This is a genomic window from Dyadobacter sp. CY343 (assembly GCF_021390335.1).
Taxonomy (GTDB): domain Bacteria; phylum Bacteroidota; class Bacteroidia; order Cytophagales; family Spirosomataceae; genus Dyadobacter.
Map to the genome: position 1 here is coordinate 309,334 of NZ_JAJUXK010000001.1, position 18,821 is coordinate 328,154.

The 18,821-nt window shown below is 45.8% G+C and carries 15 protein-coding genes; 3 read left to right on the top strand and 12 right to left on the bottom strand.

All coding sequences use genetic code 11. The features are described 5' to 3' along the window. Positions 1–36: 36 nt before the first annotated feature. The gene (atpA, locus tag LZG94_RS01190; protein WP_233790090.1) at positions 37–1,614 is read right to left on the bottom strand and encodes a F0F1 ATP synthase subunit alpha; all 1,578 of its coding nucleotides are present in this window, start codon (positions 1,612–1,614) and stop codon (positions 37–39) included. Between the two features lie 302 nt (positions 1,615–1,916). Between atpA and LZG94_RS01195 the strand changes: the two genes are divergently transcribed. Both LZG94_RS01195 and LZG94_RS01200 read left to right on the top strand, forming a co-directional pair. Beyond that, on the top strand, positions 1,917–2,675 hold the full coding sequence (locus tag LZG94_RS01195) for an FKBP-type peptidyl-prolyl cis-trans isomerase (protein ID WP_233790092.1): 759 nt from the start codon (positions 1,917–1,919) through the stop codon (positions 2,673–2,675). A gap of 13 nt (positions 2,676–2,688) precedes the next feature. Beyond that, positions 2,689–4,818 (top strand): carboxy terminal-processing peptidase, encoded by a 2,130-nt coding sequence (locus tag LZG94_RS01200; protein WP_233790094.1) that lies wholly within the window; start codon positions 2,689–2,691, stop codon positions 4,816–4,818. Positions 4,819–4,935: 117 nt separating this feature from the next. Here LZG94_RS01200 and LZG94_RS01205 read toward each other — a convergent pair whose 3' ends face one another. The 4 genes from LZG94_RS01205 to LZG94_RS01220 form a co-directional block, all read right to left on the bottom strand. Further along, positions 4,936–6,378: an efflux transporter outer membrane subunit gene (locus LZG94_RS01205; RefSeq protein ID WP_233790095.1), complete on the bottom strand. Its 1,443-nt coding sequence runs from the start codon at positions 6,376–6,378 to the stop codon at positions 4,936–4,938. Positions 6,379–6,439: 61 nt separating this feature from the next. Then, a complete protein-coding gene (locus tag LZG94_RS01210; RefSeq protein WP_215233931.1) occupies positions 6,440–9,595 on the bottom strand; it encodes an efflux RND transporter permease subunit in 3,156 nt (1,051 codons plus the stop codon). 30 nt (positions 9,596–9,625) lie between these two features. Next, complete coding sequence (locus tag LZG94_RS01215) at positions 9,626–10,777, bottom strand: efflux RND transporter periplasmic adaptor subunit (protein WP_233790096.1); 1,152 nt, start codon at positions 10,775–10,777, stop codon at positions 9,626–9,628. A gap of 173 nt (positions 10,778–10,950) precedes the next feature. Beyond that, positions 10,951–11,367, bottom strand: a complete 417-nt coding sequence (locus tag LZG94_RS01220; protein ID WP_233790097.1) for a hypothetical protein — start codon at positions 11,365–11,367, stop codon at positions 10,951–10,953. 287 nt (positions 11,368–11,654) lie between these two features. Between LZG94_RS01220 and LZG94_RS01225 the strand changes: the two genes are divergently transcribed. Next, positions 11,655–12,209, top strand: a complete 555-nt coding sequence (locus tag LZG94_RS01225) for a GNAT family N-acetyltransferase (protein WP_233790099.1) — start codon at positions 11,655–11,657, stop codon at positions 12,207–12,209. Between the two features lie 20 nt (positions 12,210–12,229). Here LZG94_RS01225 and LZG94_RS01230 read toward each other — a convergent pair whose 3' ends face one another. The 7 genes from LZG94_RS01230 to LZG94_RS01260 form a co-directional block, all read right to left on the bottom strand. Further along, entirely contained in the window at positions 12,230–12,802 is a 573-nt protein-coding gene (locus LZG94_RS01230; RefSeq protein WP_233790100.1) for an HmuY family protein, read from the bottom strand. 66 nt (positions 12,803–12,868) lie between these two features. Continuing rightward, a complete protein-coding gene (locus tag LZG94_RS01235; RefSeq protein ID WP_233790102.1) occupies positions 12,869–14,263 on the bottom strand; it encodes an HmuY family protein in 1,395 nt (464 codons plus the stop codon). Positions 14,264–14,294: 31 nt separating this feature from the next. Beyond that, entirely contained in the window at positions 14,295–16,355 is a 2,061-nt protein-coding gene (locus tag LZG94_RS01240) for a TonB-dependent siderophore receptor (RefSeq protein ID WP_233790104.1), read from the bottom strand. Between the two features lie 139 nt (positions 16,356–16,494). After that, entirely contained in the window at positions 16,495–17,031 is a 537-nt protein-coding gene (locus LZG94_RS01245) for a YceI family protein (RefSeq protein ID WP_233790106.1), read from the bottom strand. Positions 17,032–17,055: 24 nt separating this feature from the next. Beyond that, positions 17,056–17,394 (bottom strand): n-acetylglutamate synthase, encoded by a 339-nt coding sequence (locus LZG94_RS01250; protein ID WP_215233925.1) that lies wholly within the window; start codon positions 17,392–17,394, stop codon positions 17,056–17,058. Positions 17,395–17,449: 55 nt separating this feature from the next. Continuing rightward, entirely contained in the window at positions 17,450–17,836 is a 387-nt protein-coding gene (locus tag LZG94_RS01255) for a glyoxalase/bleomycin resistance/extradiol dioxygenase family protein (RefSeq protein ID WP_233790108.1), read from the bottom strand. Positions 17,837–17,905: 69 nt separating this feature from the next. Further along, positions 17,906–18,715, bottom strand: a complete 810-nt coding sequence (locus LZG94_RS01260; RefSeq protein ID WP_233790110.1) for a helix-turn-helix domain-containing protein — start codon at positions 18,713–18,715, stop codon at positions 17,906–17,908. Between the last annotated feature and the right edge of the window lie 106 nt (positions 18,716–18,821).

An 18,821-nucleotide genomic window follows, 5' to 3' on the forward strand; every position in this document is an offset into this window, starting at 1 on the left:
GAAAGGAGCCAGACGAAAAATCTGACTCCTCAATAATTATTGATATTTAGCAGCAACTTCTCGGGCAACCTTTTCGATAACGTCGGTAACGCTGTTATCCAGCTTACCAGCACGCAATGCAACAAGTGCCTCTTTGTATTGTCCGCTCAAAACGGTCAGGAAGTCTTTTTCGAATTCCTTCACACGGTTCACATCTACCTTGTCAAGTAAACCTTTTGTAGAAGCATATACCGTAGCAACCTGCTGTTCAACAGGAACTGGTGCATATTGAGGTTGTTTCAAAACCTCCTGGTTACGACGACCACGGTCGATAGCAAGCTTGGTAGCCGCATCCAGGTCAGAACCGAATTTCGCAAAAGCTTCGAGCTCGCGGAATTGCGCCTGATCCAGTTTAAGTGTACCAGATACTTTTTTCATCGACTTGATCTGCGCATTACCACCCACACGGGATACCGAGATACCTACGTTGATCGCAGGACGGATACCTGAGTTAAAGAGGTTGGATTCAAGGAAGATCTGTCCGTCGGTAATAGAAATTACGTTCGTAGGAATATATGCAGAAACGTCACCAGCTTGTGTTTCGATGATTGGAAGTGCAGTCAATGAACCACCACCTTTTACAATACCTTTCAATGAAGGCGGCAGGTCATTCATATTTCTTGCAATGCTGTCATCCGAGATGATTTTCGCAGCACGTTCCAAAAGGCGGCTATGCAGATAAAATACGTCACCTGGGTAAGCCTCGCGGCCCGGAGGACGACGCAGCAGCAGAGACACTTCGCGATAAGCTACCGCCTGTTTTGAAAGGTCATCATAGATAACCAATGCAGGGCGGCCAGTATCACGGAAAAATTCTCCGATTGCAGCACCTGTAAACGGCGCGTAAAATTGCATTGGAGAAGGATCAGAAGCACCTGCAGCTACAATCACAGTGTAATCCATTGCACCGTACTTGCGAAGTGTTGCCTCGATCCCTTTAATAGTCGAAGCTTTTTGGCCGCAGGCTACATAAATACAGTAAACCGGCTCGCCTTTGTCAAAATATTCTTTCTGATTGATGATCGTATCGATCGCCACAGCTGTTTTTCCAGTCTGGCGGTCACCGATGATCAACTCGCGCTGACCACGGCCGATAGGAATCATCGCATCGATCGCTTTAATACCTGTCTGAAGAGGCTCTGTTACCGGCTGGCGGTAAATAACACCAGGAGCTTTACGCTCGATAGGCATTTCGTAAAGGTCCCCAAGAATAGGGCCGTTACCGTCAATGGGTTCAGCAAGGGTATTAACAACACGTCCGATCACTCCGTCACCTACCTTTACGGAGGCAATTTCTTTCGTACGCTTTACTGTCGCGCCTTCCTTAATGTCACTGAAATCTCCAAGCAAAACGGCTCCGACATTGTCTTCTTCCAGGTTGAGAGCCAAGGCTTTAAGGCCTGTCTCGAAAACAAGCAGCTCACCTGCCTGTACCTGGGAGAGTCCGTAAATGCGGGCAACACCGTCACCAACCTGGAGAACTGTGCCTACTTCTTCGAGCTCTGCTTCTGATCTGGCGCCTGCGAGTTGTTCGCGCAGGATAGCCGAAACTTCATCCGGTCTAACAGATACCATAGTATAATTGACTTATTTAGAGTATAGTAGTAAGTTTTTGAAAACTGCCGCAAAGGTAGTGTTTAATTCTGGTAAAAACAGAATGTTTCGGATACTATAATTAGGAATAAAAGCCCTTAGATAAATTAGATTTTTCCAAGTGTGCTGCTCTTAAAGGCTTGTGCAACGTTGTTTACCGTTTGTCAGTCTTTGGGAACATTTTTAAAACTTTTTTAGGTACTATTTGTGTTTTTGTTGTAATTGAATTCGTTAATGTCACTTATATCTAGAAAATATTATTTTATCGTCCACCAGTCAGTATAATGTACAAATTAGAAAAAACCATTTTAGCAGCGTTGGTACTAGGATTTTTTGTAACGGCGGAAAGCAATGCACAGACTATCAAGAAAACAACTAAACCTACCACCCCGGCAAAGAAAGCACCGGCAGCAACCACAAAAGCAGCAGCTACTCCATTAGTACTCAAAAATCAGATGGATTCTTTGTCAGCCGCCATCGGAGTAAGCTTTTCAGGTTCCCTGGCTTCACAGGGTGTGGAAAATATTAATACAGAAGTGCTTACAAAAACGATCAACGCAGCGTTGAAAGGTGGCAAGACGGTATTCACGGCAGACGAAGCCAATGCATTTATAGGTAGTTATTTTCAGAAAATCATGGAAGAAAAAGGAGCAACAGTTCGTACCGAAGGGCAAAAATTTTTGGAAGAAAATAAAAAGCGCACTGGGGTAACCACTACCGAAAGCGGCTTGCAATACGAGGTTATCAAAACCGGCGACGGGCCCAAACCTGCGGCGACTGACAAGGTGAAAACGCATTACCACGGCACGCTTGCAAATGGAACGGTTTTTGACAGTTCTGTTGACCGCGGTGAGCCGGTTGAGTTTCCTGTAAACGGTGTAATTAAAGGATGGACAGAAGCACTCCAGTTAATGCCCGTAGGTTCGAAATGGAAACTATTTATCCCCTACGACCTTGCTTACGGAGAACGCGCCGCAGGACCTCAGATACCCGCTTATTCGGCATTGGTATTCGAGGTCGAATTATTAGAAATTGTTAAATAGGAAAACGTCAACAATGAGAAAGTACCTAATCACTCTTATTCCGGTTGTGTTGCTCGGATGGCAATGGGGCCCTGTTCAGGATCATGCAACGACAGTGCCTGCTGTTGGTACCTCGATGGAGGACGATATCAAGCCAATCCCTGCTCAATACAAAGCGGAGGAGCTGACTACGCGTATTTTGTCGAGTTATCATTATAGAAAGACCAAATTAAACGACTCGCTGTCAGCTGCGATTTTTGATAAGTATATTGATGGAATAGATCACGGAAAGCTGTATTATCTGGCAGAAGATCTTAAGAATTTTGAGCAATACAAAAATTCCTTCGATGACTACCTGCAAAAGCGCGAACTGGACGTACCGTTTCAGATTTATAATGTTTTCAGAAAACGTTACAAGGAAAGAAGTGACTATATCCAGAATCTTCTGGGTCAGCCGAAACCATTCGATTTCACAGCTGATGAATCTATGGATACGGATAGGGAAAAAGCTGCCTGGGCCAAAAATACCGATGAGCTGAATGATACCTGGCGTAAATACTTAAAAAGTGAAGCGCTGGATCTAAAACTTTCGGGGAAAGCTGATACAGCAGTAATTTCAACACTTCGTGATCGCTACAAAAACCGCGATCGTGCATTGGGCCGTATTCGTACCGAGCAGGTTTTCCAAATGTTTATGAATGCGTATGCAGAGTCTATGGACCCGCATACTAGCTACATGGCGCCGACTTCTGCGGATCGTTTCAAGCAGGAAATGAGCCAGTCGCTGGAAGGTATTGGTGCATTACTTCGCGAAGAGGATAATTATATAAAGATTGTCGAAGTAATTCCGGGCGGACCTGCATTTAAGGGAAAGCAACTCAAAAAAGAAGACAAAATCGTGGCAGTTGCGCAAGGCGACGAAGGTAAAATGGTGGATATCATAGGCTGGTTCGTTGATGATGCTGTAAAGCTGATCAAAGGCCCGAAATCGACCGTAGTTCGTTTGCAGGTAATATCAGCAGATGCATTGCCTGGAACTGCGCCGAAGGAATATCGTCTGGTTCGTGAAAAAATCAAGCTGGAAGAGCAGCGTGCGAAAAGTGAGATTGTTTCCGTGAATAATTCCAATAAAACTTTTAAGATCGGGGTGATTGATATTCCATTGTTCTACCGCGACTTCGAAGGCGCTCAACACAAGGAAAAGGAATTTTCAAGCACAACTCGTGATGTTCAAAAGCTGGTCACTGAATTGCAAGCTTCAAATGTCGATGGTATTGTGATCGACCTGAGAAATAATGGCGGTGGTTCGTTGACAGAGGCGGTTTCTCTGACAGGATTATTTATCAACAGAGGCCCGGTTGTTCAGGTGAAAGAAGGTCAGGGTGAAATTGAAGTGCAGTCTGATAATGATCCTGCAATTGCGTATGATGGTCCTATGGCGGTGATGGTCAACAGGTTCAGTGCTTCTGCATCCGAGATTTTCGCAGCAGCGATCCAGGATTATAAGCGTGGTATTATTGTCGGGGAGCAGACTTACGGCAAAGGTACGGTACAAACACTGATTGATTTGAACCAGTGGGTACCCAAAGAAACGGATCAGCTTGGACAGGTGAAGTTGACAGTTGCGAAGTTTTACCGGATCAATGGAAGCAGCACGCAACTAAAAGGTGTGATGCCGGATTTGGAATTACCTACTGCATTTAAAGAAAATGAATATGGTGAAGGTTCTCAGCCAAGTGCATTGCCTTGGGATCAGATTCCATCGTCAAGATATGACCTGGCGAATAACATCAATCCAAAAGTGATCGACCAGCTTCGCGACAAATACAAGCAACGGTTGAAGTCGGACGAAGAATTGAAAACACTGGCTAAGACGCTGGAAGAATTCAAAGCGGCCCGCGAAAACAAGGTTGTCTCTTTACAGGAATCCAAAAGGAAGATCGAAAGGGATGAAGCTGAGAAGAAAAGAGCTGCCATGAAGCAACTTGGCGAAGACACGACTGACGGCGAAGAAGACGAAGATGCTGATCCAAAAGCAGCAGAAGCGCCAAAGGCGGCTAAAAAGAAAAAGGATATTTACCTGACCGAAACCGGCAGAATGCTAGCCGACCTGATCGTGATATCGAAAGAGCCGAGCTTCGCCGGGAATAAGAAGAAGCAATAAAATACTGTTGAATATCAATAGGAAAGAGGAGCTACATGTAGCTCCTCTTTTTTTGTTTGCTCAGGAATACTATCGAGGTTGTTATCGATCCGCTTACTTTCAGACTAAAAACTTCTGCTACTCCCAGCCACCTCCAAGCGATCTGTACAGTTCAATTAACCCTAAAAATTGCTGTTTCTGCACCTCAGTCTGGTTAAGCTCGGCTTCGAGTACGCTTCGCTGGGCTGTGATAACTTCCAGGTAAGATGCGTAGCCGGTCAGGAAAAGGTCTTTTGAGGTAGCGACAGCTTGCTGTAAAACTTCCACTTCCTGCGTTTTGAAATCGTTGATCCTTTTTGTGTTCTCAATCTTTTTCAAACTTGTGCTAACTTCCTGAAAACCGTTAAGTACCGATTTGTTATAAGCATACAACGCTTCCAGGCTAGCAGCCTCGGATCTTCTTTGTCCCGCCTTTAAAGCCTTGCGATTAACAAGCGGCCCGACCAAACCACCCAATGCATTGTAGGCAAGTGAACCCGGAGAAAACAACAGATTGCTCTTAAAAGCATTGAAACCAAGAAACGCAGTAATATTCAGCGATGGCAGAAACGCCAGCTGTGCTGCCTGTTGCTCAGAATAGTTAGCGAGCAGATCGAGCTGTGCCTGCTGAATATCCGGCCTTCTTTTTAGCATATTGGCTGGAATACCCGTTGCGACGGTTTGCGCGAAAGTTTGCTGCTGCACGGTCCCGCGGGCTATTGGTTGGGGAAAACGTCCGAGCAGCAGGTTCAGGTTATTTTCCGTTTCAGTGATCTTTTGCTGGATTTCGAATTCAAGACTTTGCGTATTCAGCAGTTGGGCTGTCAGTTGTCGTACACCCAACTCGTTTGCCCGTCCGCCTTCCTTTTGGATCTTCACAGTTTCCACCGCAGATTGTTGGAGGATGATATTTTTACGGATAATATTCAATTCAGCATCCAACGCAATCAATTCATAATAAGAAGAAGCTATTTGTGCGATCAGTCCGGTCACAATTGCCTGACGGGCTTTTTCAGATGCTAAAAACCGGCTGTATGCAGCTTTTTTCTGAGTTTTTAATTTGCCCCAGATATCGATTTCCCACGAGCTTCTCAAACCCACAAAATAGTCGGGAAGGAACGGTGCCGGCAATCTTCTGTCTGCATCTATATTATCGGAAAAATTAGTATCGTAATTACCAACTCCGTCCATTGTGTAATCCCCGAACTTCCTGCCTCCACCTGAAATCTCGCCGGTAACAGCGGGCAGCATTGCACCCTGCGCGATCAGAATGTTCGTTCTGGCTTGCTCAATCCTTTGAGCCGCCATTCTCAAATCCAGGTTTTGCTGTAAAGCAGTGTCTATCAGCGCCACCAGTTGCTGATCCTGGAAAAATGATCTCCACTGAATAGAGCCTATTCCTGTTGAATCGGATTGATCTGCAAATGCAGGAGGTGTTTTTATTCCGGAAGCTTGCTCCACGGGCCGCATTAGTTTGCAACCTGACAGGAAAAGCAGCGCGCCCACTACTAGCAGCGAATATCGCCTTTGATAAGTTTTCATTAAATAAGATTTTATGTAAGAAGGCAGCCGGAATATGTCCGACTGCCTGAAAGTCTGATCATTAACCCAGAATAGGTTCTTCGTGCTCGGCTTTCGCCTTTTTCGCAACCTTCGGACGGATCATACTGGCGAACAGCACATACAAGCCCGGAATGATAATAATCCCGAACAATGTTCCGATGAGCATACCACCCGCAGCCGCTGTACCAATTGACCGGTTTCCGATCGCACCTGCGCCAGACGCCATTACCAGCGGGATAAGTCCGGCGACAAATGCAAGTGAGGTCATCAAAATAGGGCGTAACCTTTCCGTAGCGCCTTCAAGCACCGCGTCGATTACCGACCTGCCCTCTTTCTGCCTGATAATCGCGTATTCCACGATCAGGATCGCATTTTTACCTAACAACCCAATCAGCATGACGAGTGAAACCTGCGCGTAAATGTTGTTCTCCAACCCCATTAGTTTTAATGCAAGGAATGCACCAAAAACACCGGTTGGAAGAGACAAGATAACAGGCAGTGGGAGCAGGAAACTTTCATATTGGGCCGCCAGCAGCAGATACACGAATATCAGACAGACACCAAAAATGTAAATCGCCTGGTTTCCCGACAATATCTCCTCGCGCGTCATACCCGACCAATCGTAGGTAAATCCTTTCGGAAGGCTCGTAGCTGCAATGCGTTCCACGGCCTTAATAGCGTCACCGCTACTGTAACCGGGCGCGGCGTCACCATTGATCATCGCGGAAGTGTACATATTATATCGCGTCAATAGCTCCGGTCCGTACACCCTTTCCAGTCTGATGAATGTCGAGAATGGTACCATTTCACCGCGGTTGTTTTTCACATAGAGTTTCAGAAGGTCCTCCGGAGTGCGGCGATAGCTCGGGTCAGCTTGCACCATCACCTTATACATCTGACCAAAACGAATGAAATTGGAAGCGTACAAACTACCTATCATCGTTTGCAGCGTACTCATAGCTGCGTCCACCGAAACGCCTTTTTTCGAAGCAATATCCGCATCAACATGGATCATATATTGCGGAAAACTTGCGTCAAAGCTGCTGAATGCGGATGCGATCTCCGGGGAAGCCATTAAATCCTTCACAAACTGGTTGGTTACTTCGGCCGTTTTTTGCAAATCCTCGCTTCCTGTACGGTCCTGAACCCGAAGCTCAAAACCACTTGAATTACCAAAACCAGGCACGGTAGGAGGCGGGAAAAACTGAATATCGGCATCAGTAATATGCTTCGTTTTCTGCTCCATTTCTTTGATAATATCCTGAACAGAAGCAGTCCGCTGATCCCAGGGTTTCAGGTTGATCATCGCCATACCATACGAAGAGCCCGCAGATTCGGTGATCAAACTATATCCTGAAAGTGAAGAAACGGATTCCACTGGTTCCAGCGACTGGGCTACTTTCTGAATTTCATCGAGTACCGCCTCCGTTCTTTCCACAGTAGCCGCTACCGGCGTAGTTACGTTTACGTTGATAACTCCCTGATCTTCTGTGGGAATAAAGCCCGTCGGGAGCACCGTATTAATGCCGTAAGTGCCAATGCAAAATGCCGCCAGCAAGCCGATAGTGACCATTCTTCTGCCTACTATCACGGAAAGCAGCTTCCTGTATTTATTGGAAATACCATTATAACCATTGTTAAAACCTCTGAAAAAGCGGTCGAGCAAGGTATTTTTGGAAGGCTGCCCGTGCGTATTTTTCAGCATCAATGCGCAGAGTGCAGGTGTTAAGGTTAATGCGTTGATACCTGATATCACGATGGAAATCGCCAGCGTGATAGAGAATTGTCGGTAAAAAATCCCTACCGGACCGGACATAAATGCGACCGGAACGAATACCGCCGACATGACCAGCGTGATCGCAATGATCGCGCCGCTCATTTCTTTCATCGATTCAATCGTCGCTTCCCGGGCATCGAGGTGCTTTTCCGCCATCTTGGCGTGCACGGCCTCGACGACGACAATCGCATTATCGACCACAATACCGATCGCAAGTACCAATGCAAACAAGGTTAGCAAGTTGATTGAAAACCCGAAAAGCTGCATGAAAGCAAATGTTCCGATCAAAGCGACAGGCACCGCGAGCGCCGGGATAACCGTAGAGCGGAAATCCTGTAAAAAGAGGTAAACGATAATAATTACAAGGATAAATGCCTCGATCAGCGTACGCACAACCTCGTCAATCGACGCATCAAGGAAGCGGGAAACGTCATAGGAAACGAAATAGTCCATTCCCGGAGGAAAAGTAGTGCCTTTCAGCTCGGCAACTTTGGCCTTGATATTCTTGATTACTTCCTGCGCATTGGAGCCCGGCCGCTGCTTGATCATAATAGAAGCAGAAGGCTTTCCATTGGATTTTGAGGCCATATCGTATTCCAGCGTACCGAATTCAATATCCGCTACGTCTTTCAGTTTCAGCATGGAACCGTCAGGATTCGATCTCAGGACAATATTCTCATATTGAACCGGTTCGAAAAGCTTTCCTGTATATTTCAATACATACTGCAAAACCTGCGTTTCACGTCCGGACGCAACCCCCGTTTTTCCCGGAGCCGCAACCACATTCTGGTCGCGGATCGCCTGGACAACTTCGTCGGCAGACACATTGTAGCTGTTCATCCGATCCGGTTTCAGCCACACGCGCATCGAGTAATCCTTACTACCCATAATTTGCGCGCGACCCACACCGTCGATCCTTTTCAGCTCTTTCAGGATATTGATATCCGCAAAGTTGTACACGAAATCCTCAGCCACGGATGTATCGGAGCTCATGATATCGAGGTACATCAACATACTGTTTACCTCTTTTTCAGTGGTAACACCCGCTTTGATAACCTCTTCCGGCAACTCGTCAATCACCGTTTGCACACGGTTTTGAACGTTCACCGCCGCCAGATCCGGGTCTACGCCCACATTAAATGAAATTGTGATCGTAGTAACCCCGTCATTTCCGGAAACCGACGTCATATAGGTCATTCCCGGCACCCCGTTGATCGCTTTTTCAAGCGGAACGGCCACCGCATCCACACACACTTCTGAGTTTGCGCCTGTGTAAGTGGCAGTTACGACAACTGAGGGCGGTACAATGTCAGGAAACTGCGAAACGGGCAGTCCTGTAAAAGCTAAAATCCCGAGCAGGGTTATAAAGATTGAGATAACCAGTGACAGCACTGGCCGCTCTATAAATTTTTGAAACATGATTTTAAATTCAGGTGAGAAAAAAAGGTCTTATCGCGCGGTCAGCTCGATTTTGCTTCCCGGCACATTCAGACTGTCTTGTGAAACTGCTTTCGGGTTAATGGTCGCGCCATCTTTCAAACCCTGCAATCCCTCACAGACAATCGTTTCCCCTGATTCTAATCCTGATTTTATTACATAATAACCTGATAATCTTGATCTTGGCACAAAACTGCGCGTTTTGATCTTATTATCTTTCCCCAGCACGTACACAAAGTTTTTATCCTGAATTTCAAAAGCCGCTTTTTGCGGAATAAGGATCGCATTCTCAACTGTATTCGTCAACCGGATCGTACCTGTCGAACCGTGTTTCAGCAACTTTTCGGGGTTTGAAAAGCGCGCACGGAATGCGATCGAGCCGGTACCTTCGTCGAATGCGCCTTCCATGGTTTCAATAGTTCCCTTGTGTTTGAAGAAAGAACCGTCGGCAAGTTCCAGTTCTACGATCGCTTCCTTGTTCGAAGCTTTGCCTCTTGCCCGGATATATTCCAGGTATTCATTCTCAGATACATTGAAATATGCGAATACATTTTTGGTGTCGGAAAGCGTCGTGAGCAGGGTTCCTTCGTCGATCAGACTTCCCATTTTATGCGGAATACGGTCGATAACCCCGTCGAAAGGCGCTTTGATCTCTGTCCGTGCGAGTTGAATTGCTGCATTGGATTTTTCTGACCTGGCTTCTTCAATTTTTGCATTCGCTGCTGCAAGCTTGGCGTCGGCTACATCGATCTCAGTTTTGGAGATGACATTCTTATCGACGAGCATTTTGACCCTTTTCAGTTCAAGTTCAGCGCCTTTCGCTTCTGCTATTGCACTTTGAAGGTTAGCCTTCGCTTTGGCCAGCTGCGCCTCATATTCTTCGTTATTGATCCTGAAAAGTGTTTGTCCTTTACGCACTTCTTTACCCTCGTCCACATATACTTCTTCCAGGTAGCCTTTCACCCGGGCGTATATTTCTACGTTTCTGACGGCATGTATATCTCCCACATATTCGCGGTGGAGTTTGGTATTCTGAGGTTTCAGTTCGGTAACAGGTATAGTACGGATGCTGTCGGCAGCTCCGGAAGTGGTTTCACTCCTGGAAGCGCACCCGTAAGCAAAAACGCTTACCAGCAAAAGGAGAGACCATTTGAAATTTTTCATAATGAGTAGTTGAATGGATGATTATGGAGCTTCGGGGTAAAAAGGAATAGTCCTGCGGCCGGTTAGGGCACAGTATAAATGAATATCCTGGGCGCAATGTGCAGTTGTAAACGCACACCGATCCTGGTGGTCAATCAGTTAAATAAAATGAATGAAGGAAAACAGCGATGCTGTTAGAATGGGCACAGACGGTGCAAGAAGCTGTAATAGCCGGGAAGCACGAAAGTACTTCTTGAAATAATAGGCAGAGTAACCGATTCCCGGATGATTTTCGGGAATATGGTAATGTTGTATTCAGGAGAAGCCTGATCTACGATTGTGAGAAACCGGAAACTTGAATGCCGGTGACGAAGCAGGTCGTTCAGACTTTCCTGCCACTCAAATTCATCGGCGCGAACGATCGTTAAGTTCTTCCGGATCGTATCGTCTTCAAGCACGATATCCTTCTCCCGGGTATCCTGATTCTCGTGTATTGAGAAGGTTCCGGCACCCGCTTCCAATTTGCACGACGATACCGTTCGTTCCGCAAAAACGGGAGAAACGAGAACGTGCACAAGGCAGAAAAACAATACAAAAGTTCTTTTTATCATGATGCTGATTGAGATCAGTACATTAAAAAATTCATACTTTTATAATGAATTCAAGAATGATTGGAACTATTAATGCGGAATGTTAATATCATTACCTGATAGTCCAAATGTAACAATTCAAATGTAGAATCCAAATTTAAAGTTCTGTTAACGATTGTTAACAAATTCAGATTTAAAAGAAAATGAATGCCAAACTGGTTTTCTCCAAAAAAATCATCAACTTTTAATGATTTCACCATAGAAGTTATGGGTGGGAGAAAAACGTAATAAAGTACAAAGGTCGTGCCATGAAAATAAAGCCGATCCGCATCGGGCGGTTTTTACTAACTAAAATGACAGCCTCCGACGGGGAAAAGTACCATCAGCTAAGCGATGATGAGGAAGTGATGAAGTACGTAACCGGCTACGCACTCAACCGCCAGGAGTCGGACAAAATGCTGAGCGTAATGCTGGCAGAGCACGGTGACGATACTTATTTGGGCAGGTACTTTATTGAAGAATCGGAAACCGGCGAACTGATCGGAGCCGCGAAACTCGACCAGGTCGGTTCGGAAATTGAGATCGGGTACCGGATACAAAAAGCGCATTGGCACAAAGGGATCGCAACGGAGATTGCAGAAGGATTGATCAGGTTTTCGAGGGGAACTTTGAATGCAAAAACAGTGATCGCTTTTGTGAATGTTGATAATGCGCCTTCTATCCGCGTGCTTGAAAAGGCGGGAATGAAAAATGTGCAGACCATTGAAGATATTGATGAGGTCAAATACAAGTTCATTCATTCAACCCAACCAGAATCTGCGATTGGAAAAGCGTTTCACAGCTTTTTCAAGTGGTTTAATTAGAAAAATAAGTAGTTCTGCTATCAATACTTCCCTTCCGCGTCTGCCATGGAATACCTAAAAGTGTAGTAGCTGGATTCTTCTGTCGGAACATCTTCCGGCGCTCCTTTGTAGTAGCTGATAATTTCAACCTTGACAAATTTCCCTTCCGCGATCTTCAACAGAATAGTTCTTCCCAGAATCGGCAGAATTGCATGCACGCTCATATCGTATTTGTACCACGAATTTCCGCTTCCGCCCGGAATAGCAAATCCTGCGTCGCTGTCAGATTTATAACCATCTTTGGGTGCTTCTGTAACCGATGCGAAAGGTTTTTCAACAACGATTGCGCCAGCCTGGCCCGGGCCGCTGGTGCCGCTATTTATCGCAATAGTCGTTTTGCTGAATGCAATATCCCATTTTGTCGATTTAGCCTCACTCGCCGGTACCTCTTTTCCGGTAGCAAAACTGAAATAGCTGTAAGGCGTCGCATTTGCATTGAGATCTTTTACTACTATAATTTCCGCAGCAGCATTATGATCAGGAGCATGCAGGTTTGAGTCGGGCATATACAAGGTAGAAGTGAGAAGTGAAATGGACAATATCAGAATCTTCATAGAAAACAATTTTTGAATTTATAAAAAAACAGGGGCGCACGCAAAGTAACGCCCCTATTGAATGTTTTAAACGCCTTTTTTAACCAGCTTGTATTCCAGTTTCGGCTTGCCGCGCTCGCCGCTGTCGCTTGGATGGAAGCTTACAAAACGCAGCTTGTAAATGTTGCCCGCAGGATCTTTGATCAGGTAAAAACGATCCGTTTTCACACCCACAGTTCCACCCGAAGTTACCCGCCATTTCGAACCGATCGCATCCGCATCTTTTGAGAAAGTGATGCCGGTCAGATTAGTTTCTGCGAATGCATCATAAGTAGCAGTAGTAGTCAAAACTTCCGCAGATTCTACATTAGCCTGTTTGTTGGTAAAAACCAGGTCCGAAAATCCGTAAGGAATCAGGCCGGTGCCGAAATTGGTGTAATACATACTATATCCCCATTGCAGATCCCAGCGATCTTTGGCAGGCTCCACATCCACGGTAGCGCCTTTTTCAAGCGATACATATTCAAAATTCAAAGTTGCGTCTTTCGCCACATCAAGCGTTTTGAATGTGGTTTCATTCAACTTCGCATATTGGACCGAGTACCCTGTTCCTTTACGTAAAATGCGGATTTTGTAAAGCTGATCAGCCGGCAAAACCGTAGCTGAACCTCCTTTGCGGTTTAATACGTATACTTTATTGTCCGCGTCAGTTGCGGAAATTTCTTTGATTACCGTTTTGGTTAAATCCCCTTTTGCATCGTCAACCAATGCCAGCTTCCCCATTCCCTGGCCCACTGCAAGTGAGTCGGCAACCAGATCTTTGTCGGTAACTGTATTAATATCCGTTTTGTTGATCATCAATGCAGAAGCGCCATTTGTTCCGTTGATAGTCACACGGAAATCGGCGCCGCTGTAAAATCCGAGGTCCCAGCTGTCGCGGAGAACGGCGGTTTGTACATTGGAACTCAGATCAAGAAAAACTGAATTGGCTGCACTGCTGCCGGGCTCTGCGCCCGCGATCCCATTCAATTGAATACTGGTACCTTCGGAAATGATCGCCTTAAAGCTCAGTTTCAGATCTGTCGCAGTACCTACCAATGCAGGTGCACCAACTGAGATAACTTTAAAGGCAATGCTTTCGTCACCATCAAGCAATACACCCGCTTTCTTGGCCACTTTAAAAGATACAGAAGACTGGCCCGCCGGTACTGATAATGCAATCGCATTGTTGGCCACAGCCGGTGTGGTGGTAAATTCGGTATTGTAAGTCAGTTGCGTAGGCGTCACCGAAACGGTAATAGGAGTAACCACGTCCACGGCCCGAGAAAGGATAATTTTCACTTCCGTTTCTTCCCCTTCAAAACCTTTTTCGGCACTTTCAAACCCGGCTACGTTGTCAGGAAGCGGTGGTTCTTCATCGGTACACGCATTAAAACTTCCTAGAAATGCAATCAGCAACAGCGATTTGGCTATTTTCTTCATCTTGATTTGATTTATGTAAAAAGGGTATTTGTTAATTTTTTGACCACTGGATATTCAACCCGAGAAACCAAGACCGGCCGTAGGACATCGGTACTGCGCCGCCGGTACTGTGCGCCCCGCCGGTATCGGTTGAGGTATTATTGAGGGTAGTAACATTGAAGAGATTCCGCGCGCCGGCGAGCAGGTTCACGTATTTACCGAAAGACTTATTAACCGTCAGATCGGCGGTGTGAAAGCCCTGTGTCTCAGCCAGGTTTACGTTGATCAGGTCCGCAGATTCGTAGTTAGGCCGCTTGCCGGAGTATTTATAAAAAAGGTTAACCCCTGCACGGATCCTGGTGAAAGTATAAAGCAAGTTTGCATTGATTTCCGGAGACCATTGAAATTGCGGCAGCTCGCCATAAAGCTCAGGATCGGCCGAAAACTGATTGTATCTTCCAATATAACTTCCCCCTATACTTGCCTGAATATGTTTGATAAACAGCTTATTATCAATCGTGAAACCTGTGGTTTTGAATAAATGCACATTGAGGTAAGTTGTCCTGCTGGCATTTTGCGGGTCCAGCGCCAGGTCGATCAGGTCATTGAAAATGTTGTAAAAACCGCCGAGCGTAGAAGTAAGGCGGAAATGCGGCCGCGTAGCTGCCTGCCACGCCAGAAACGAATTGAAGCTATTTGAATTTTCTGCTTTGAGGTTCGTATTTCCGTGAATCGAATGCGACGCGTCTACAAAATCAAAATACAATTCACGCAGTGCAGGTGAGCGGAAACCACGGGCATAGCCGAAGCGGAAGTCCAGGGTTTTTGACAGCGTCAGTTTTCCATTCAAGGAAGGAACTACCGGTGGCGCGTCGTAAACTGAATTTTTGAGAAAACGTAGTCCCGGAGTAAGTCGCAACACTTCGCCCACTTTGATTTCGGGAGCTATAAACACAGCATATTCCGCAATACTCGGAGAGCCTGAAATCCTTGCGCCAGAGCTTCCATTATCCGAAAAATCGATCCCGGACATAATGGAAAACGCATTCGACACTTTATAAAAAGCAGTTCCCCTGAAAAATGTGGTCGTGAAAATAGACTTATCCTGCGAGCCCGGTTCGAGCGACAAAGTGCGGCGGTCGTTTGCATCAACGTTCGTGCTGAGTGTTCTTCGCGAGTAGTCTGTGTAGGAAAGTACGCCATTCAGGTTCAGTTTTTCATTTATCTTCAACTCAGACTGTACCTGGTGAAACCATCGCTTGGAAGTGTAATCCTTATCGCCTGCGATCTGTGTATAAATATTCCTTTTTCCGAAGTACCGGATCGTTTCGTCGGCTCCATTGAAACGGTACCAGATATTCCATTTGCTGCCCTGGTAGCGCGCGCCGGCGGTATAAAGCATTTGTTCTTTGGGCATCCAGTCCTTTTCGCGCCCGACGGATTTCCCCTGCCAGCCGCCAAAATTATTTCTGGAAACATTTCCTGAAAATTGCAGACGCTGATTCTGCCAGGTTAAGCCGAGACTCTGATTATGAGTACCTTTTTTGTCAAATGCATTGTATTCTTTTCCCGCAGTTTCTTCCTGCAACCGCGCACTCAGGATCAGATTGGATCCGGAATGCCCTTTTTTAGTAATAATATTGATCACTCCGGCCAGCGCGTCAGTACCGTACATCACCGACATGGGCCCTTCGACGATCTCTATACGTTCAATGCTATTGATATCAATCTGCCCCAAACTCTCCCGCGTACTGCCGCGATCCACCATCGGAATTCCGTCCAGAAGGATCTTGACATTTTGCCCCGACATGCCCATTAACTGAATATCGCTGGTGCCTAATGTGAGGTCATTGGAAAAGCGGATACCCAATTCGGTGTTTAAAACCGTTTGCAGATTAGTCGCGCCCCGCATCCGGATCCGTTCGCTGTCGATCGTGCGAACCTGGTAAACGGAGTTTCTAAGTGATTGCGGTTCAAATTGTCCGGTAACCACCATTTCCATTAGCTGAATAGGGTTCTCGGCTGTTTTCTCTTCAATGACACCTTCTTCTGTTTGCGCCCAAACGCTTGCTGTACAGATCACCAGACATACCAGGGTAAAGATTGATCTCATTGAAGGATTATTTAGACTAATTATGAATACAAAGTAAATGTATTATTTAGACTAAATACAAATTAACGTACAAGAAATAAATTCGGACCTGTAATAAGGTCCAAAATGACGGGTAGTGATTAGGAAATCGGGTAGAAGGCTATTTAATGGTAGCTTCGAGATTCACGGTCACGATATCTTTCAGTTTCCAGTCCTTCTCACCGATCTTGTAATCAAGCCGGTTGACCTCGAAAGTACTGGTGAGCAGGTAGCTGCCATCTGCATTCTTTTTTGCTTCAAAAGGCAGGGTAACGGTCTTGGAAACGTCGCGGATGGAAAGTGTGCCGGTAGCCTGGTATTTCGCTCCGCGCTTCTCGACTTTGGAAGATTTGAAATGGATATTCGGATGCTTTTCGACATAAAAATACTTGTCGCTTTTCATGTCCTTGTCGCGGGTGTTGCTCTTGGTATCGAAGGTATTAGCCGCAATTTTAATATCGAATGAAGCATTCTCGGGGTTCTTTTCATTAAAAACGGCAGTCCCCGTCGGCGCGGCGAAAGTACCGTTACAGGTTCCCATGATAAACTTCACACTGAATTTCGTAGAGCCGGAAATGATTTTGGAAGTCTGTGCCGACACAAGACTGGAAACAAGAAAGAATGCAAGTAAGAAAAGTCCGTTTTTGAGCGAGCGCATGCAAGTGTTGTTGATGTTGTCCGACTATTTTTCTTCCAGCAAAGATTCTCCAAAAGACTGGTCTCCCGAAGTCCATTGCCATTTTTCATGCATACGTAATTTTCCATTCGGAAGTTGCTCGGGAGTAGATTTACAGATGCCCGTCGTGATTTCGCCTTTGTCGTTCACCTGGTGATAGCGCATATCCAGCTTTCCCTGTTCATCCACAATTGCAATCAAATGCCCGCTTTTGATCCGCCCGCCCGAATAGGTTGACGTCACAATATTTCCGGTTTGCTTATAAATGAAATGCATTTCCAGATCCACTTCCCCATTTTCAGAATTAGATAACGGGAAGAAAACCTTGTTGTCGTAATTGATCATATTTCAAAAAATGGTCTTTATCATCCCTAATGTAGCGATAAAGACCATTTTCAGATCATATAACCGCAGTAATCCACCACACATTTCCGCAAGGATCAGCTACGCCGCAGCTCCGGCCATAATCCTGGTCAGCCGGTTCCATTACACTTTCGCCGCCCGATTCGAGTGCTTTATTGTAGATATCGTCCGCATTTTCAACGTATACAAACATATGCGCAGGTTTAGGAGCCCACTCAGCGCGGCTGTCACAAAACATAATCGTACTCTCGCCGATTGAGACCTCGGAATGCTTGATCAGGCTCGGATCGTCGTCCTGGAAATGGACTGAAGAAACCGTCGCGGCAAATACAGTTTCGGTGAAATCCTTGAACCTGGATGCATTTTCCAGCATTAAATAAGGCATTACGGTCTGGTGGCCATTTGGAATTTTGATCGTGCTCATGCTATTTCTATTGTTTGTTTGAGACAAATGTAAAGTGGCTGTTAAAGCTGAAATTGGAAAAACACGACATCATACATCACGATATTCAGTCGCCTCCGAATTGCCTGAAAAATACCGTCCCGGGTGCTCGCCGGAGAAGGTTTTGAAGTCGTGGATAAAATGCGATTGATCATAATAACCAGCTTCGTAGGCAATCTCGGTCAGCGACTTTTCTTTATCTCCATACGCATTCATAGCGGCGTGAAACCTGATAATGCGTGAAAAAAGCTTGGGGCTGAATCCTGAAAAAGCCTTGAATTTCCTTTCAAACTGCCTCGTAGACAATGCATTCCGCTGCGCAAGTTCGGTAACACTGGTCAGTCCGTTACTTTGGATAATCTGGCTGATCATAGCAAATGCGGCGGGCTCCGGCTGCGCGTTTCTGGTCAGGCACCCTCGCATAAACTGGCACATTATCGTAATCCTGACCTGATTATTTTCCGCCAGCATTATTTTTTCTTCCAGCTCTAAGCCCTTCTTTCCCAGCATACTATGCAGGTCAGGCATTTCATTGACGGTTTCAATTGTTGGCATTCCAAATAACGCCGGCACTGCAAAAGGGTAGAGGTACACACCAAAAATGCCAAAATCCTCGCTGATACGAAACCGCCGGTAAAGCGAGCTTGGACCAGTCAAGCCGGCAATGAAAGATAATTCTGCATTCCCGGCCCGGTCAATTTCGTCGAACCTGCCTTTGTAATGGAATACGAGCTCGGGAAATCCGTCAGCCAGTGTTTTATGGAAATAGGGTTTTTCTGCGGATACTTCATGTTCCAGCACCCAGAAACACTTCACGAACGGAGCTAGGTCTGGCGGGGGCAAAATGGTGTAGTATTGCATGGGAGCTGCTGCAATTTTGTGTTAATCTACTATTCCTATATATTTAAGAGAATATCATTATTAAATGATTTGAAATTTATATTTTTGAAATCTCTTTAATACATTT

Bases quoted from the DNA above. Each gene is read 5' to 3' on its own strand.
- atpA (WP_233790090.1), bottom strand. From the start codon at position 1,614: ATGGTATCTGTTAGACCGGATGAAGTTTCGGCTATCCTGCGCGAACAA.
- LZG94_RS01195 (WP_233790092.1), top strand. From the start codon at position 1,917: ATGTACAAATTAGAAAAAACCATTTTAGCAGCGTTGGTACTAGGATTT.
- LZG94_RS01200 (WP_233790094.1), top strand. From the start codon at position 2,689: ATGAGAAAGTACCTAATCACTCTTATTCCGGTTGTGTTGCTCGGATGG.
- LZG94_RS01205 (WP_233790095.1), bottom strand. From the start codon at position 6,378: ATGAAAACTTATCAAAGGCGATATTCGCTGCTAGTAGTGGGCGCGCTG.
- LZG94_RS01210 (WP_215233931.1), bottom strand. From the start codon at position 9,595: ATGTTTCAAAAATTTATAGAGCGGCCAGTGCTGTCACTGGTTATCTCA.
- LZG94_RS01215 (WP_233790096.1), bottom strand. From the start codon at position 10,777: ATGAAAAATTTCAAATGGTCTCTCCTTTTGCTGGTAAGCGTTTTTGCT.
- LZG94_RS01220 (WP_233790097.1), bottom strand. From the start codon at position 11,367: ATGATAAAAAGAACTTTTGTATTGTTTTTCTGCCTTGTGCACGTTCTC.
- LZG94_RS01225 (WP_233790099.1), top strand. From the start codon at position 11,655: ATGAAAATAAAGCCGATCCGCATCGGGCGGTTTTTACTAACTAAAATG.
- LZG94_RS01230 (WP_233790100.1), bottom strand. From the start codon at position 12,802: ATGAAGATTCTGATATTGTCCATTTCACTTCTCACTTCTACCTTGTAT.
- LZG94_RS01235 (WP_233790102.1), bottom strand. From the start codon at position 14,263: ATGAAGAAAATAGCCAAATCGCTGTTGCTGATTGCATTTCTAGGAAGT.
- LZG94_RS01240 (WP_233790104.1), bottom strand. From the start codon at position 16,355: ATGAGATCAATCTTTACCCTGGTATGTCTGGTGATCTGTACAGCAAGC.
- LZG94_RS01245 (WP_233790106.1), bottom strand. From the start codon at position 17,031: ATGCGCTCGCTCAAAAACGGACTTTTCTTACTTGCATTCTTTCTTGTT.
- LZG94_RS01250 (WP_215233925.1), bottom strand. From the start codon at position 17,394: ATGATCAATTACGACAACAAGGTTTTCTTCCCGTTATCTAATTCTGAA.
- LZG94_RS01255 (WP_233790108.1), bottom strand. From the start codon at position 17,836: ATGAGCACGATCAAAATTCCAAATGGCCACCAGACCGTAATGCCTTAT.
- LZG94_RS01260 (WP_233790110.1), bottom strand. From the start codon at position 18,715: ATGCAATACTACACCATTTTGCCCCCGCCAGACCTAGCTCCGTTCGTG.